Annotated in this window: 18 protein-coding genes and 2 tRNA genes; 8 read left to right on the plus strand and 12 right to left on the minus strand. The window is 59.7% G+C overall.

What is annotated here, in order from left to right:
* Positions 1 to 13 precede the first annotated feature (13 nt).
* From OIU37_RS00860 to OIU37_RS00875, 4 genes are all read right to left on the minus strand, one after another.
* Entirely contained in the window at positions 14 to 1,072 is a 1,059-nt protein-coding gene (locus tag OIU37_RS00860; RefSeq protein ID WP_264255101.1) for an ABC transporter ATP-binding protein, read from the minus strand.
* Between the two features lie 7 nt (positions 1,073 to 1,079).
* Complete coding sequence (locus OIU37_RS00865; RefSeq protein ID WP_065279702.1) at positions 1,080 to 1,871, minus strand: ABC transporter permease; 792 nt, start codon at positions 1,869 to 1,871, stop codon at positions 1,080 to 1,082.
* Positions 1,868 to 2,692: an ABC transporter permease gene (locus OIU37_RS00870; RefSeq protein WP_264255102.1), complete on the minus strand. Its 825-nt coding sequence runs from the start codon at positions 2,690 to 2,692 to the stop codon at positions 1,868 to 1,870. Before OIU37_RS00870 ends, OIU37_RS00865 begins: the two co-directional genes overlap by 4 nt.
* 103 nt (positions 2,693 to 2,795) lie before the next feature.
* Positions 2,796 to 3,836, minus strand: a complete 1,041-nt coding sequence (locus tag OIU37_RS00875; RefSeq protein ID WP_264255103.1) for a PotD/PotF family extracellular solute-binding protein — start codon at positions 3,834 to 3,836, stop codon at positions 2,796 to 2,798.
* A 224-nt stretch (positions 3,837 to 4,060) separates the two neighbouring features.
* Here OIU37_RS00875 and OIU37_RS00880 point away from each other — a divergent pair, with 224 nt between their 5' ends.
* Entirely contained in the window at positions 4,061 to 5,986 is a 1,926-nt protein-coding gene (locus tag OIU37_RS00880; RefSeq protein ID WP_171602247.1) for an adenine deaminase, read from the plus strand.
* Positions 5,987 to 6,095: 109 nt separating this feature from the next.
* On the plus strand, positions 6,096 to 6,395 hold the full coding sequence (locus tag OIU37_RS00885) for a DUF6074 family protein (protein ID WP_024320638.1): 300 nt from the start codon (positions 6,096 to 6,098) through the stop codon (positions 6,393 to 6,395).
* Positions 6,396 to 6,441: 46 nt separating this feature from the next.
* On the opposite strand, the gene OIU37_RS00890 is transcribed toward OIU37_RS00885, so the two are convergent.
* Positions 6,442 to 7,533: a PHB depolymerase family esterase gene (locus OIU37_RS00890; protein WP_171602248.1), complete on the minus strand. Its 1,092-nt coding sequence runs from the start codon at positions 7,531 to 7,533 to the stop codon at positions 6,442 to 6,444.
* A gap of 213 nt (positions 7,534 to 7,746) precedes the next feature.
* On the opposite strand from OIU37_RS00890, the gene OIU37_RS00895 reads away from it, so the two are divergent.
* Positions 7,747 to 8,154, plus strand: a complete 408-nt coding sequence (locus OIU37_RS00895) for a low affinity iron permease family protein (RefSeq protein WP_018241771.1) — start codon at positions 7,747 to 7,749, stop codon at positions 8,152 to 8,154.
* Here the strand turns inward: OIU37_RS00895 and OIU37_RS00900 are convergent.
* The 3 genes from OIU37_RS00900 to OIU37_RS00910 form a co-directional block, all read right to left on the minus strand.
* Positions 8,151 to 8,510, minus strand: coding sequence for a low affinity iron permease family protein (locus OIU37_RS00900; protein ID WP_180695326.1), 360 nt, complete (start codon positions 8,508 to 8,510; stop codon positions 8,151 to 8,153). The two genes, OIU37_RS00895 and OIU37_RS00900, sit on opposite strands and share 4 nt — an antisense overlap.
* A gap of 151 nt (positions 8,511 to 8,661) precedes the next feature.
* Positions 8,662 to 10,779 (minus strand): catalase, encoded by a 2,118-nt coding sequence (locus OIU37_RS00905; protein WP_264255104.1) that lies wholly within the window; start codon positions 10,777 to 10,779, stop codon positions 8,662 to 8,664.
* 189 nt (positions 10,780 to 10,968) lie between these two features.
* Positions 10,969 to 11,865 carry a hypothetical protein gene (locus OIU37_RS00910; RefSeq protein WP_180695324.1) on the minus strand — a complete coding sequence of 299 codons (897 nt, stop codon included), beginning with the start codon at positions 11,863 to 11,865 and terminating at the stop codon, positions 10,969 to 10,971.
* Between the two features lie 335 nt (positions 11,866 to 12,200).
* Here OIU37_RS00910 and OIU37_RS00915 point away from each other — a divergent pair, with 335 nt between their 5' ends.
* Entirely contained in the window at positions 12,201 to 12,380 is a 180-nt protein-coding gene (locus OIU37_RS00915; RefSeq protein ID WP_003558829.1) for a hypothetical protein, read from the plus strand.
* Between the two features lie 70 nt (positions 12,381 to 12,450).
* On the opposite strand, the gene OIU37_RS00920 is transcribed toward OIU37_RS00915, so the two are convergent.
* Together OIU37_RS00920 and OIU37_RS00925 are read right to left on the minus strand one after the other, a co-directional pair.
* Positions 12,451 to 12,573 (minus strand): hypothetical protein, encoded by a 123-nt coding sequence (locus OIU37_RS00920; protein ID WP_264255105.1) that lies wholly within the window; start codon positions 12,571 to 12,573, stop codon positions 12,451 to 12,453.
* Between the two features lie 158 nt (positions 12,574 to 12,731).
* On the minus strand, positions 12,732 to 12,986 hold the full coding sequence (locus OIU37_RS00925) for a hypothetical protein (RefSeq protein WP_180695323.1): 255 nt from the start codon (positions 12,984 to 12,986) through the stop codon (positions 12,732 to 12,734).
* 125 nt (positions 12,987 to 13,111) lie between these two features.
* Between OIU37_RS00925 and OIU37_RS00930 the strand changes: the two genes are divergently transcribed.
* Complete coding sequence (locus OIU37_RS00930; RefSeq protein WP_180695322.1) at positions 13,112 to 13,426, plus strand: hypothetical protein; 315 nt, start codon at positions 13,112 to 13,114, stop codon at positions 13,424 to 13,426.
* Between the two features lie 290 nt (positions 13,427 to 13,716).
* Here OIU37_RS00930 and OIU37_RS00935 read toward each other — a convergent pair.
* Positions 13,717 to 13,791 (minus strand) — tRNA-Asn (locus OIU37_RS00935).
* Positions 13,792 to 13,908: 117 nt separating this feature from the next.
* Here OIU37_RS00935 and OIU37_RS00940 point away from each other — a divergent pair.
* Positions 13,909 to 14,226: a hypothetical protein gene (locus OIU37_RS00940; protein ID WP_171602254.1), complete on the plus strand. Its 318-nt coding sequence runs from the start codon at positions 13,909 to 13,911 to the stop codon at positions 14,224 to 14,226.
* Positions 14,227 to 14,322: 96 nt separating this feature from the next.
* Positions 14,323 to 14,661, plus strand: coding sequence for a hypothetical protein (locus OIU37_RS00945; protein WP_264255106.1), 339 nt, complete (start codon positions 14,323 to 14,325; stop codon positions 14,659 to 14,661).
* Here OIU37_RS00945 and OIU37_RS00950 read toward each other — a convergent pair.
* On the minus strand, positions 14,658 to 14,996 hold the full coding sequence (locus OIU37_RS00950; RefSeq protein WP_171602256.1) for a KTSC domain-containing protein: 339 nt from the start codon (positions 14,994 to 14,996) through the stop codon (positions 14,658 to 14,660). The genes OIU37_RS00945 and OIU37_RS00950 overlap by 4 nt on opposite strands.
* A gap of 262 nt (positions 14,997 to 15,258) precedes the next feature.
* Between OIU37_RS00950 and OIU37_RS00955 the strand changes: the two genes are divergently transcribed.
* Positions 15,259 to 15,332 (plus strand) — tRNA-Cys (locus OIU37_RS00955).
* The last annotated feature ends 209 nt before the right edge of the window (positions 15,333 to 15,541 follow it).

Genomic DNA, 15,541 nt, shown 5'->3' on the forward strand with positions numbered 1-15,541 from the left:
TCTCCTCAGCGTTTCAATCTTCCGGATCGAGAATGCAGCATTGCTCTGCTACAGGCGTCAGCACGGCGGACGCCCCTGTTTCCAGTGGATCGGATAGCGCCCCATTGGCGGTGATCTCTCCCGCGGCGGTCGTGCATTTATACTGATAGGCCCGGCCGAGATAGGTGCGCGTGCCGAGCACGGCCGCGATGCCGTCACCGTCACGGCTGACGGCAAGACCGTCTGCACGGCAGGCCAGGGCGAAGTCGTTCTTGATCGGTCCGAATGTTTCCTGGGACAGCTGCAGCCGCGCTCCGCCCGTTGTTTCGGCGGTCACAAGCGCGCCGTTGCGCGCGGTCACCTTCATGCGGATCAGGTTCTCGAATCCGACGAAGCGGGCGACGAAAGCGTTGGCCGGCTGGCGATACAGCACCTCCGGCGCGTCGAGCTGCATGATGCGCCCGGCATTCATGATCGCCACCCTGTCGGAGATCGAGAATGCCTCCTCCTGGTCATGGGTGACGTAAAGTGACGTGGTGCCGTTGGCGCGCTGGAGCTGTCTGATTTCGACGCGCATGTCGATCCTGAGCTTTGCATCCAAGTTGGAAAGCGGCTCGTCGAACATCAGAAGCGGCGGCTCGATGACCAGCGCCCGGGCGAGAGCCACGCGCTGTTTCTGGCCGCCTGACAGGGCCGACGGCAGGCGGTCGGCGAAGGCCGAAAGGCCGACGCGGTCCAGCATGGCCATCGTTCTTTTCGCCCGTTCCGGCTGGGGAATGCGACGCTGCCTCAGGCCGAAGGCAACATTATCCTGGACGCTCAGATGAGGAAAAAGCGCGTAGTTCTGAAAGACCAGGCCGATGTCGCGCGCATGCGCGGGAAGGCCGGTCAGGTTGCGCTCGCCGAGCTTGATGCTGCCGCTGCTTGGCTGCAGAAAGCCGGCTACGAGGCGCAATGTCGTCGTCTTTCCGCAGCCGCTGGAGCCGAGCAGGGAGACCAGCTCCCCGGCCATGACTGAGATCGACAGGTCCTTGAGCACCTGTGTGCTGCCGTAATGGGCGGAGATGGAATCGATGGTGAGGGATACGGTCAAGAGCGTTCTACTTTGTCAGGAAGGTGAGGCCGAGCGTGGCCTCGACGACGGCCATGACGCCGACTGTCACGAACATCAGCAGCACCGAGACCGATGCGATCGTCGGATCGAAGAACTGTTCCATATGCGCAAGGATCTGGATCGGCAGCGTCGAGATGCCCGGCCCGGTCAGGAAGACCGAAACCGACACATCGTTGATCGAGGTGATGAAGGCGAGGATGAAGGCGGCAATGACCCCGGCGCGGATATTCGGCAGGACCACGGTCAGGAAGGTTTTCAGCGGCGGGCAACCCAGGCTGATCGCCGCCTCCTCGACGGAAAAATCGAAGGCCGCCAGGCTGGCGCCGACGACACGCACCGAATAGGGCAGGATCAGCAGGGCGTGGCCGACCAGCAGGCTGATGAAGATCGGCAGCCCGAGGCCGATCGTGACCGATTTCATCAGCGAAAATCCGAAGACGATCTCCGGCACCAGGATCGGCAGGACGAAAATGGTGGAAAGCCAGCGCGGCAATTCCACCCGGTAGCGGTTGATCGCATAGGCGGCCGGGACGCCGATCAGCAAGGAGAGCGCCGTGCCGAGAAAGGCGACTTGCAGGCTGGTGATCGCGGTCGTGCGGAAGGCCTCGATCTGGAAGATATTGACGAACCACCGCAATGTCAGGCCCTGCGGCGGGAAGGTCAGATAGGTCGTGTCGCTGACAGCTGCACCGATGATGATGACGAGCGGTGCGAGCAGGAAGAAGAAAACGCAGGCCGCAAAGGCGGCGAGGATCGGGTGAACGCGCCTGTCCATCACACCGCCATCGGATTGAGCCGGCGTGCGATGCGGCTCATGATGAGGACGACGCCGAGCGTCAGCACCACCATGATGGCGGCAATCGTCGATGCGCCGACCCAATCGAAAGTCACCATGGCGCGCTGGTAGAGGAAGGTCCCCATCATCATCTGCTTTTCTCCGCCGAGCAGTTGCGGTGTCGCATAGGAAGTGAAGCTGCCGGTGAAGACCAGGACCGCGCCGACGATGAGGCCGGGTGTCGCGAGCGGCAGGATCACCTGAAAGAATGTCATCAGCGGTTTCGCGCCGAGCGAGGCGGAGGCGTCGATCAGATCGCGCGGGATGCCTTCAAGCACCCCGACCAGCGTCAGGATCATCAGGGGAACGAAGAGATAGACCATGGCGACGATCACCGAGCCTTCGGTGTAGAGCATCGAAAGCGGCTCCCCGATAATGCCGGTCGAGATTAGCATGGCGTTCAGGATGCCGTTCTTCCCGAGAATGATCAGCCATGCGAAGGAGCGAACGACAACACCGGTCAGCAACGGAAAAACCGCCGCGACGATCATGATGCTCTTTGCGCGACCGGGCATCTGCGCGATCACATAGGCGGTGATGAAACCCACGGTGAGGGAGATCGCCGTCGTGACCAGGGCGACCTCCAGCGTCCGATAAAGAACCGCCCGCCGAAAACCGCTGCTGAAGAATGTCACATAGGGCGCAAACACGCCCTTCGGTTCGGCAAACGTCGCAGCGATGGTGATGGCGACGGGAATGATGAGAAGCGCAACGACGGCAATCGTCGCCGGCATCGTCAACACCCATCTGGCAAAAGGCTTCATCTCGAAACTCGTCGCATGTCCGAATGTTCAGAGCGCCGCATCTTGGGTCCGGATGTGCGGCGCTTCAATGTCTGGCGGCGAATCGGCCGGGATATCGCGCAGCTTACTGACCGAAGACTTCGTTCCAGCGATCGATCCAGTCGGCCTTGGCAGCGTTCATCTTGGCATAGTCGATGCGGGTGAGGCCTGCCACCATATCCGGGCCATAGGTCCAGATCTTCGCCTGGTCCGGCGTCAGGCTGACCTTGGTCGAGATCGGTGCATCGACGCCTTGTTCGGCTTCAGCCTGCTGGACGTCTTTGGACAGGATGAAGTTGATGAACTGATGGGCGAGTTCGACATTTTCCGAACCCTTCGGGATGTTCACGGTATTCAGCGTGGCGATGTCGCCGTCCTTGAGCTTGGCCCATGTCATCGTCGGAACGGCCGCCTGCATCGATGCCAGGGTGAAGTCCTGGGCCAGCGCAACGCGCACTTCGCCTGTTGATATCAGGTTCACCAGCTCCGAGCCGGTGTTGTAGTTCTTGACGACGTTGGGCTTCAGCGCCTCGATTTCCGAAAAGGCCTTGTCGGTGTCTTCATAGGCATCTGCGCCGCCATGTTTGCCGGCTTCCAGAACGACCAGCGGGCCGGCCGTGGTGGTAATGCCGGGCAGGGAGACGGAGCTTTTCAGGTCCTCGCGCCACAGGTCGCCCCAGGCAGTGATCGGCGGGTTGACCTTGGCGGAATCATAGACGATGCCGACGCGACCGATCGTGTAGGCGGGGCCGTATTTGCCCTGAGGCGCCTTGCCCAGCTCGTAAATGTCAGCAAGGTTGGGGATCTTCGACGGATCGATCTCCTGGAACAATCCCTGTTCAATGCCGAGCTGCGAGAAGCTGTCGGTGAGATAGATTACATCGACGCCCTTGCCATCGCGCAGTTTCAGCTTGTTGAGCCGGTCGGCATTGTTGCCGGTCTCGAACACGATCTCGCAGCCGCAGATCTTCTTGAACGGCGTAATGATGTTCGCATTCATCTTCTCGCCGTTATAGCCCCACCAGGAGATGGTCAGCGTCTTCGATTGCGCATGGGCCGCAGCGGTGCTGCCGACGGCGGCAAGCAGCGCAAGAGACAGGATTCGGGCAAAACGTCTGACCTTCATGAGCAATGTCCTTCTGTGAAAAGCGGCGTTGGCAATCGGGATTATACCTCCAGGATTTGAGGGATACTATTTTTTGATCTGTCAGGCCGCAAGCTCAATAATTGGGCAAATGCGCTCTTGTGTCGGGAATTTTCCGGGGTCGGCCGATCAGCTAACTCTCGGTTGATGACGCCTGGTCATCGCTCACAAAACGTGTGGTTCATCAGCGCTTTACACATCCGGGCATGGTCTCTACGGTCCGGCGGTTCCAGCTTCTCACGGGCATTCCATTCATGGCCACTTCGCGCACTGTTCTTCCTGATGATCTGCTGATCAACGCGTCCGACGAGGTTCTGACACGGCAGGATCTCGTGCTGACGGCGCTCGGACGCCGGCCGGCCGACAGGTTGCTGCGAGTCGGCCGGTTGCTTGATGTCCATACGAGGACGTGGCTTGACGATCAGGAGATCGTCATCAAGGGCCGCCGTATCGCCTATGTCGGCCCCGCCGGCAGTTACGCAGGCGAAGTGAGCGAGCGGTTCTCGGAGCCGGATCTTGCGGCCGTGCCGGGCTTCGGCGAGGCACACAAACATATCGAAAGCTCCCATCTGACGCCGGAATGGGAGGCGGCTTTGGTGATGCCGCATGGCGTGACCTGGACATGCGAGGCGAGCCACGAATTTTCCAACGTCAACGGCCCCCGCAATCTGGAATTCTGGCTGGAGGCGCGCCGGCGCGGATCGCCGATGAAGATCTTTCCCCTGCCTGGCTCCGCCGTGCCGCCGACCGCCTATGAATGGGGTGGCGGCTGGTTCGGCTACGATGAGCAGAAGGCCTTCCTTTCCGAAAGCCTGATGGTCGCCGGGCTCGACGAGGTCATGGACTGGCCGTCCATATCCGATCCCGGCAATCCTTCCTACGATCGGCTGTGGGGCATGATCGGCGCGACCTTCGAGCAGCGCGGCGTGGTCGAAGGCCACGGTGCCGGACTGCGCGACATGGCCTCGATCAATGCCTTTGCCGCGGCGGGTCTCGCCTCCGATCACGAAGGCTGGTTTCTCGATGAAATCTGGCAGAAGCTTCTTCACGGCCTTTTCATCGAGCTCAGGCCGCATTCCCTGCCGGAGGTCATCCGCGGTCTGATCGACAAGGGACTGACGGACTGGTCGCAGATTGCCCTGGTGACCGACGATCGCAGCGCCTCGGAAACACTGAAAATCGGTGCGACCGACCACAATGTTAGGCTCGCCATCGAAAACGGCCTTGCGCCGGAGATCGCCATCCAGTGCGTCACTCTCAATCCGGCACGCCATATGCGGCTGACGCCTTGGGTCGGATCGATCGCGCCGGGCCGTTTCGCCGATTTCGTTCTTCTCCGCGACGTCGCCAGACTGTCGATCGAAAAAGTATGGGCGGACGGGCGTCCTGTGTCCGAGGGTGCGACATTCATTGGCGCGCGTCCTGAAATCGACTGGCCGCAATGGGCGACGCGCACCGTGAAAATAGACAGGACGGTCACGGCTGACGATTTCCGCATAGAGGCGCCGCCGAACCGGACCGCGGTCAATGCAGCACTTTTGCGGCCGTTTCACTGGCACGACGATTTCATCACCATGGAATTGCCGGTGGAGGATGGCGCCGTACAGAGGGATCCCGCGCGCAATGTCACCAAATTCTCGATTGTCGACCGGTTTTCCGGGGAGGCCAAGGTCTCCAGGATGTTCTGGCTGGGTACCGGACCACGCACGCCGGACACGGCGCTCGCCTCCACACTCGGGCACGACAAGCACAATATCTGGACGGTCGGCTCATCGGATGAGGCGATGGCGATATCAGTCAATGCCCTGAACGAGCAGCAGGGTGGCTGGGTGCTGGTATCCGGCGGCAAGATTCTCGCCCGCGTCCGCTATGAGGTCGGCGGCCTGATGACGGCGCGTTCGGCCGAAGCGCTGGATGCGGAGATGCAGGCTCTTTATGCCGCCGGCGCCGGGATCGACTGGATGTACGAGCCGACCTTCTCGCCCCGATGGTGGCCGGGCTTTCCCGAACGCCTGTCGTTTGCGACGCTGACCTGCTCGCCCTGGCGCTGGGTCCTGGTCGCGCCGTCGGAGCTGGCGCCGGAGGGGTTCGTGAACGTGCTCACCGGCAAAACCCATCCGATTGTCTGGTGACATTGCGGCCCGCTAAATTTCCACCTGATTGATCTTCTTACTGCAACAAATAGAAAGCGTTAACCATAGTCCCGTAGACAACGAACAGGATCAAAGGAACCTGTGTTCGATGGCTACTGAAATGACCCGCCGGCCTGCCGGCGCCAATGAAGGCAGAATTATTGCCTTTCCCGCTGGAACCGGAACTGCCAATATTGAGCGTTGCGCTCGCGAACTCGGCCGGCGGCATGGCGCAGATGCGATAGAATTCTGGAAGGCCGAATGCCGCAGGCTTGCCGATCAGCTTCTGGCGGCCGGGATGCCGGAGAGCGATGTCGGTCAGCGGGTGCTGCAGTTTCAGCAAGATGTCCAGAGCGAACTGGTCTTCAGCCACCAAAACGGACCACTGCCCAAGTCTCAAAACCGATAGCGGCGATCTCGCGGCATCCAGCGGGATAGCCATAATGTCCTCGGAACTACCGCATCAGCCCAGCGGACCGGAGCGCATCTTCAATGACCTTCTGAATGCCGCCTCGGTCGCTGCCCGCGCCGAATGGATCTGCGGCGTTTTCCGGTTGTGCGACAGAGGGTTTTGCGTCGCGCCGTTTTTCAAACGAGGGGAGCAAACCCCAGGACCTGGCAATTTCGACGGTCGATGAAATTCCGACGTCAAGCATGAAGGGGCCGCTTGCCCCGTAGCCGGTGCTCACGTCAAGCGGTGTGCCGTGATCCATCCCGGCAATTGCATAGAGCTCGATCACGTCGACATCGTGAGCGTCGGTCCAGACCTTTCGCTGGTGTCGTCCGATATCTTCGACGCGGCCCGGCGATGCGTCGACGCCGTGGATATTTCTCCATTGCTCCACGATCGCATTCGCATTGGATGGCACGACGGTTCTGTCTGCGGTTCCCTGCCAGAGTGACAATGTCGGCCACGGGCCTTTGTGCCGTGAAGCGTTTCTCAATCGCAGTTCAGGCTCTTTGCCGGTCGGGCCGCCGTGACCGCGCATTCGGTCGAACGCCTCGGGAATGGTCGCAGCACTTGCATATGGCAGGCCCGCGATGATCGCGCCGCCTGCAAAAACCTCGGGATAGGTGGCGAGCATGGCGGCGGCCATGGCGCCGCCCGCCGAAAGCCCGGTCACGAACACGCGCCTACCGTCGATATCGTGTTCCGCAACGACCTTTGCAATCATCTGGCGAATAGAAAAGACCTCGCCGTGATCCCGGCTTATGTCTTCCGGGTTAAACCAATTGAAGCAGAGGTTTGGATTGTTTGCCCGTCGTTGTTCGGGAAACAGCAGTGCGAAGCCGTAGTCCTCGGCCAATCGCGACCACCCGGATCCGATATCATACCCGGCGGCGGTCTGGGTGCAGCCGTGCAGGACGACGACCAGGGCCATGTTTTTCCCGCGCTTTGACGGCAAATAGGTGTAGCCCCCCAAAGCGCCCGGGTTTGAGCCGAACGCGTCCAATGCGACGAGATCGGGGTTGTCCTGCCTGGGTTGGGGGCGAAGCGTTCCTCGCAGCGCAGCAAGGCGTGCAAGGGTGTCTGACATAGATCTCATGAAAAGTCTCCGCCAATCAGCAGCCGGGATGGCGGTGATGCTTAACCAAACGTCTCAGCCTACGAAAAGTTGCTGCACTGCACAATATTTTTTTAGCGCCGCGAACGCGCGCGCGATCCTTCTCGTGACCTTGGCGCGAGGAACTTCGGCCCGGATCTGGAGTTGACGTTGTCGATAGACAGCATTGGCGCTGCGACCCAACGAGGCATTCAGATGTCGAACAAATCCAACTTCTTCTCTTCCTTTGCAACCGCCGTCGCCGACCTCTCTGGAAAGCCGTTCACCTTCGTGGCGGCCTTGGCGCTCGTGCTAGTCTGGGCGGTTTCCGGCCCGTTTTTCGGCTATTCTGAAACCTGGCAGCTCGTGATCAATACCACTACGACCATCATCACCTTTCTGATGGTGTTTGTGTTGCAGAACAGCCAGAACCGTGACGGAAAGGCTCTGCAAGCCAAGCTTGACGAACTCATCCTTACGAGCCAGGCAGCCAACAAATTTGTTGGTATCGAAAAGCTGGAGGAGGGCGAACTCAGGGAAATGAGCAAAACCCTTGCCGAAAAGGCTGAATGCGTCGAGGAAAAAGCGGACGAGAAATCCGCCGCAGAGGCAGCATCCGCCTAATTCGCACTCTCCGAGATTTGGCCGTGGTGTTGCTGGCGCATTCCCTCGATTGCGTCGGCGTCTTTCTTCTCGGCCGCAATCCAGTGGTTTCCTGCCTTGCTTGATCGGATCAATTCATCGAGCTTGGTATGGAGTGCCAGCATGTCCCGATTTTGGGAGTGCTGCACCAGCAGCAAAATAAAAAATATAATAAGTGTCCCGACCATATTGGTCAGCAGAAACCACTGCCGTGGGAAGGAAAAGCTAAGACCCACTACCGCCCAAAGGGCTGCGAACGCGATCAGCGTGACAGGGACCACACGATGGCCTGCCCATAAGACGGCCAAGTCAGAGATCTGTCGAAAGCGCCAGCGCATACGGCTCTCCACAGCGCGTAAAAACGAAGATGGAGCGGCTTCCATCACCTGGGCTTAATAAATAGGGCGCCGCAAACGACATAAAACCCGCGCTTCCGCGGGTTTTATTCTGACGACTAGCCATTCTCGTGCGGAGATGACGACGAGACGGTCAATTCAATTTGACCGATGGCTCCCGACCCCAGACCCGCAGTTTGCCAAGCGCTTTGATGAAGGCGCTGACATCTTTCGCCGCTCCGAGCGCAATCACGCCCTCATCCAGGGAATCGGCAATTCCGGCCTTCTGCATCAGCGGCAGCGCTGTTTCCACATAGCCGATGAACTTGCAGTGCACGAAGGCATCCGCCACGAAATCGCGGGCCGTTGCCTCCTTCAGCAGATCGCCGGTTCCCTCGGCCGAGGGGAGGAGGGCGACGGCGTCGTAAAGCACCGAAGGCCCGCCGTCGATCATCTGATGCGCCTCGATCCAATTGCCGTCCGAGAGCGTCACACCGCCGATCTTTGGCGCGATCACTTCGAACGCTGCCTTCTGCTCGGTGATCTCGGCAAGCAGCGCCTTGAAGATCGCGGCATCGGTGCCGTCGCTGACAAGAATGCCGAGTTTGCGTCCTTCGAACCGTTTCGGACCGCGCTCTATGATGCTGAGCGCCGGCGACGGCTCGAGATCCTGCCGCGTCGGCATAGCGGCATCGGCAGGCTTCGGCATCGATTTAAAGCCGAGGGCGTGGCCAACCTTGCTGGCCAGCGTCTCATCGATGTTCATCAGATGCGAGACCATCCGCTCGCGAATGACCGGCGTTTCGACCTTACTCAGTTCGAAGATCAGCGCCGCGGCGATATGGCGTTGCTCCGGCGGAGTCTGGCTGATGTAGAATTGCCGAGCCTGGCTGTAATGATCGGCAAAGCTCTCCGGCCGCAGCCGGACCTTCGCCCCCTGCTCCTCGGCCGGGAAGTGGCGATAGCCCTGAACCGGCGATTCCCGTGGCCCTTGATTCCAGGAGTTCGGCTGGTAATTGACGCGCCCGACGGGATTGCGCATCGCCATATGGCCATCCTGCTGGAAATTGTGGAAGGGACACTTCGGCGCGTTGATCGGCAGATGGGTGAAATTCGGGCCGCCCAGACGTTTCAACTGCGTGTCGAGATAGGAGAAGTTCCGTCCCTGCAGCAGCGGGTCGTTGCTGAAGTCGATGCCGGGTGGAACGTTCTGCGTCATGAAGGCGACCTGCTCGGTCTCTGCGAAAAAGTTTTCCGGCATTCGGTCCAGCACGAGACGGCCGATCGGTTTGACCGGAAGGATCTCCTCTGGAATGATCTTCGTCGGATCGAGGATGTCGAAGTCGAACGTGTCGGCGAAGTCCTGATCGAAAAGCTGCACGCAGAGTTCCCATTCCGGAAAGTTACCCGACTGGATCGCCTGCCAGAGGTCGCGGCGATGGAAGTCCGGATCCGCACCGTTGATCTTGACCGCCTCGTTCCAGGCGACGGATTGCAGGCCGAGCTTCGGTTTCCAGTGGAACTTGACGAAGGTCGATTCATCCGCTGCGTTGACGAAGCGGAAGGTGTGAACGCCGAAACCCTCCATGAACCGGAACGATCGCGGAATGGCGCGGTCCGACATCACCCACATGATCATGTGCATGCTTTCGGGCGTCAGAGTGATGAAATCCCAGAAATTGTCATGCGCCGACTGGGCCTGCGGAAATTCCTTGTCGGGCTCCGGCTTGACGGAATGGATGACGTCGGGAAACTTGATCGCGTCCTGAATGAAGAAGACCGGGATGTTATTGCCGACCAGGTCCCAATTGCCCTGCTGGGTGTAAATCTTCACGGCGAAACCGCGCACGTCGCGCGCCAGATCGAAGGAACCCTTGCTGCCGGCAACGGTCGAAAACCGCACGAAGGCCGGCGTCTTTTCGCCGGGCCGCTGGAAAAGATCGGCCCGGGTATAGGCGGCCATCGATTCATATGTTTCGAAGTAGCCATGGGCTCCATAGCCACGCGCATGCACGACCCGCTCGGGAATGCGCTCGTGGTCGAAATGAAAGATTTTCTCACGGAAGTGGAAGTCGTCGATGAGGGAAGGGCCACGGGCGCCAACGCGAAGCGTATTCTGATCGTCGGAAACGGGGCCGCCTTGCGCTGTAGTCAGCACCGGCATCCCGTCTTCGGCGAACTGATGAAGCTCACCGCCTGCACCGCGGTGCAGCTTCTGATCATGGATCGTTGCATTGTCGGAGGGCGAGGTTTTGGATGTGTTCTTGGCCATCTATATTCTCCGGAAAGGGTTTGACCTAACCGAAGCTCCACAACGGCCACATGTTCCGCTCGCTGGGAAATAAACCGCAACTTGGGCAAGAGACCGCCGGGGGAGGTCGATAGTCGACCACTGGAGACCCGCGGTCAACATAAATGGGGCGCGTGGCCTTTCGACCCTGCGCCCCGATTTCCGTCGATCTTAGATCCGGGGCGTGACGATGAGGTCTTCCTCTTCGTCGCGTTGCGATCCGCCAAAAGCTGCGGCCGCAGCAGCGATGAAGGCCCCGATCAGAAGTGACAACGAGCCAAGCAAGGCCGTCGTCGAGGCCGCCTTGCGTGCCTCATCGGCAGCTTTCTGGGTGGCGACCTTGGCGTCGTCGATGCGCTTCAGCACAGTGTCGACTCGGGTGCGTGCATCGGCCTCGGAAAGGCCGGTGCGCGCAGAGACGATGGTGGCAAGATAGGCCTTGTCGTCATCCGGGATCTGGCCGACGGCAGCACCATTGAGGAGGATGCGAGAGACCTCGGCCGTTGCAGCTGTATCGTCGGTTGTTGCGCCTGCACGGGCCTGCTCAGGACGCAGCAAAGCGTCGGTAAAATAGGCGGTAGGCAGATCCGCGGCCGATGCCGTCGATGACGCCGCCGTACCTACGGCGGTGGCCGCCGAACCCACGGCTTGTGCGCCCGCACCGGCAAGCGAGGTCAGTGACGAGGCTAGAAATCCGGCAACGAAGATCGTCGCCAGCGCCCAGCTGATGAAGCCATGCGCCGTGTCACGAAAGAATACCTCGTCGGTGTGGACGGCGGCCCACTTGGTGCGCAGCCGGCCGGTGATATAGCCTCCGAGCCCGGAGGAGAGCCACTGGACGACAACGAGCCAGATCGCTGCCGTCACCCCGACCGTGCCGAGAGAGCTGCTTTGCCCCGACCAGGGCGACACCATCGTCAACCCGACCCCGGATCCAAGCAGCAAAAGAATGAGGGTCACTCCGATGGCAGCGGCGGCCCCCCCGAAGATAGGCCCCCATGACATGGCGGATTTGGAGGATTCGACCGGAGTAGCAGTCTCTCCGGTACCTGTCATTGAAACCGACATGATCTGTTCCTATCGCATAAACAGAGCAAGAAGGATGATGATCGGCAGTGGAACACCAAGCAGCCAAAGCAAAATACCGCGACCCATGAAAGACCTCCTGTCAGAAACTGACGTTACGTGGTTGGTGCCACTCAACTTTGAACCACGGTCTTTGTTCCCGGCCGGCTTGGTCATCGACGATCTTCATGCCGAGCTGATCGCGATCGATAAGAATCTTGCGCATTAGGAGCTGACGTCCGGCGAAGGGAACGCCATATCTTATGGGACAAGGTGATCTTGGGGGGAGAGAGCAGAAGCTCTCGCCACTCGGTCACAGCCTAAACGGTGAGGAATCGATGAACAAATTTCGGGCATTTGTAGCAGCCGGAGCAATCAGTCTTGCCGCCATGACCTCGGCATGCTCGACGCCGCCGAATTCATATGGCTCGGCATCGGGATATCAGCCGGGAGATTCAATGAACCCGGCCTGCGCCGATGGATTCCGACCCGGCGACGGCCGTTCGTGCAGCTATTAAAGCTGGCCGTCTCTTTGCCCGTACAAGAAGCGGGATCGTGAGGAGCGTCGGGCGGGCGCTCCATAAGCGGTCATTTCCGCTTGATGACAGCCCCGACGGCAGCGCCGAACGTGATGCCGATCGCGGTGTCATAGAACAGCATCGGGCCGACTGCGGCGCCTATTCCGATTCCTATCGCCATACTGAGAGCCATGGACGTGACCCTATCCAGGTGCTGTGGCGATAGTATGCGTTACGATCGCAATCGACGGTAGCTCTGGCTCACTTGCCCATATCTCCCAACCGACCGTGCGGGGAGGAGTGTCGTTCCCAGGCGCGCCGGCCGGTTCTATTGACTGCCAACCCACCTCATTACCGTTTCTTCCGGAGGTCACCCGGCAGAGCGTCAATGAGTTGATGCACTTTTCCGGTGGCGAACGCGATGTCCTCGCGCGGCAGATGGACTGTTATCTCAATCTCTTCCCACCTGCCGCCATGGTCTTTTGCGAACCCGACGGCGGCTTCCAAAGATGTGAATTGCACGGCTGGTGCGTTGGCGGTCCAGAACTGCACGCTGCAGTCCGCCGCACTGTAATCTAAAAATGCTTTTTCGGGATCTAGCGCCATGGCGTTTGCTTTACACCGCCGGCGGTTGGTTGGCCAGCGAATGCCTATCCGTCGCAGATGCTGGCAGCCGTTCATCGGAGGTTAATGCTTATTAACCCAGAATCGCAGCCTGAAGGGATGCGCCGATGAAGATGCTTTTTTCCGCACTTGCAGCCATGATCTTGTCTGCATCTTTCGCCCTGCCGCTGAACGCCGCGCCGATCGTCGTGCCGAACACAGTACATTTCCACACCCCCGACGTCGAGCAGGTCAAACACCGGAGCCACGGTAATGGACATGCGTATGGCCACCGGAAGAAACACCGGTACGCTTACCGCGACTGTCGGTATTACGGCTCGTGTTATCGTCCGCGGTATTACGGCAGTCGCGACTATTACGGCTATCGCGACTATCAACCCTATCGTCGCCGGTCAGGTGTGACCGTGTATTTCGATTTTTAGCCGGCAGTAGCGACAGAACGGTCTTGGATAACAAGAAGGGTCGGGCGAATGCTCGCGCCGACCCTTCTTTGATTGCATCAGCAGGGTGCCAGTACATCCGTGGTCACCAGCAAAAGCCATCTGATAGATTGAATTTATGCGCCTTGTGAATTTTCGCAAGAATTAGGGGCGTGCTGATTTAGGGCTAGGGAGCAACGCGGCTCAAAGAGGCTCCAAAACCGGGGAGGGAAAGTGGGAAGTAAGCGCCTGCATTCGGAATTGTCAACGAAACAGGCGCTTAACTTGAAAAATGGCTCCCCGGGCCGGATTCGAACCGGCGACCTGTCGATTAACAGTCGAATGCTCTACCGCTGAGCTACCAGGGATCACTGCTTGGCGCGGTGTGAGTGGGCTAATACAAACGCTTTCCCGATTTGCCAAGCGGTTTTTTCAAAAAAATGAAATGAACTTGTATTTGGGATGCCTGCGCCCATCTCTGGGGAATGACAAAAGGGAATGATCGCGATCAGACGAAAGGCGGCGGGAAGCGCAAGGCACGGGCAGTGCGCTTCGGCATCGATCATGCAAGCGGCAGGCTTGTGCTCGGCTCTTTCAGCATCGGCATGCCGCGCTCGCGCATCGCGCGGATGGGGCTCGGCATGGCCCTCATTTTCTGCGGCTTGTTGGGTTTCCTCCCCATCCTCGGCTTCTGGATGCTGCCGCTCGGCTTCCTCGTGCTCTCGCACGATCTGCCGTTCGCGCGCCGGCTTCGGCGCCGGCTGGCGGTCTGGTGGCACAGGCGAGGGAAACCGGCTGGCTGACGGTCGCCCCAGCGAAGGGGCCTGTGGAACAGTGAGGCACTTTTCGCATTCGTGGTTTATGAACTGTAAGTGCCCCACAATGGCTCAGGTGAGGAAATGAAGCTATTTTTTGTGGTTGTCCTGTCAGCGGCGAGCATCCTCTCCGGCGCGCCCGCCGAGGCCCAGGGGGCCGACAACGGCGGTTTCGACGCCCGTGGCATCTGCCGCCGGCCCGAAGGCTGCGTGGTCGATCACGGCCAACGCGGCTATAGCGGACCTCGAAACTATCGCAATTTCAACGGCCGGAATGAGCGCGACGGGAGGAACGACCGCGAGCGGGACAATCGGCGCTACCGTTCTCAGAACAGGAGCGACAATTTCGACGCCGGAACCAGCCGCCTTGTCGCAGGCCCGGAGATTGGGCTGAGCGCGCAACTCATCCACATTCGCATCTAGTTGGATCTGAGTTCGCTTTCCTCGAAAGTCCCGCCATGGTCCGGATCGAGGCCGGTCGCCATCAACAGGCTACAGGCGGCAAGGAGAAGGACGAGCTTCACTGCGTAGGACGCCACGGAGACCGGTTGTCGACGGCCCGGTGATACGCGAGACGGCGCTATATAGTACTGATAGTAGAAGTATGGATCATCGGTTTCCAGCAGGTTCTGGTAGACGTGCGGCGGAATATCCGCATGGTTCACCGGCGGAGAACCGGGGAACTTTACATGGAGATCCCGGGTTTCGGCGTCATATGCTGCACGCACGCGCTTCGATTTGAGGGCAGCCCAATCCATCGCAAGCTCCTATACCCTCCCGAGGGCAATTGAGTGCCGGACGGCGATCGAAGTCAAGTCAAGAATTTGTTTCAAATGCCATCATTGGCAGGAAATGGATCATCGTCACGGCCGTGGAAATTCCAGCCCGCGCCCGCTCCGTTTCGGGATGGAGAAATGGTCGTTTCGGCAACTGCGGAATAGCGTTTTTCCGAAATGCCCTCTTGCGATTTCCTTACGATCATTCTAAACGCTCGCCACGGCTCAGATAACGAGCGCGTGAGGCCTCGTGGCGGAGTGGTGACGCAGAGGACTGCAAATCCTTGTACCCCGGTTCAATTCCGGGCGAGGCCTCCAACTTCCACATGACACAATCGATGTGAAAAGCTGCGGGCTCAGCGGCGCGGCATTGGCGTTTGCGATGCTGCCAGACCCGCTGGCCGGGCGAAAAATCGAACTGCAACGGATTGATTCCCGTGAGGCGGTAGAGGAACTTCAGGCCGCCTTTCCGGATTTGCGCGCCTGATACTGCAGATCGCTCAATTCATGCCCCATGCCGCGCGATT

Origin of the sequence: Rhizobium sp. BT-226 (genome assembly GCF_025847085.2) — a bacterium.
In the GTDB taxonomy this organism is placed as follows: domain Bacteria; phylum Pseudomonadota; class Alphaproteobacteria; order Rhizobiales; family Rhizobiaceae; genus Rhizobium; species Rhizobium sophorae.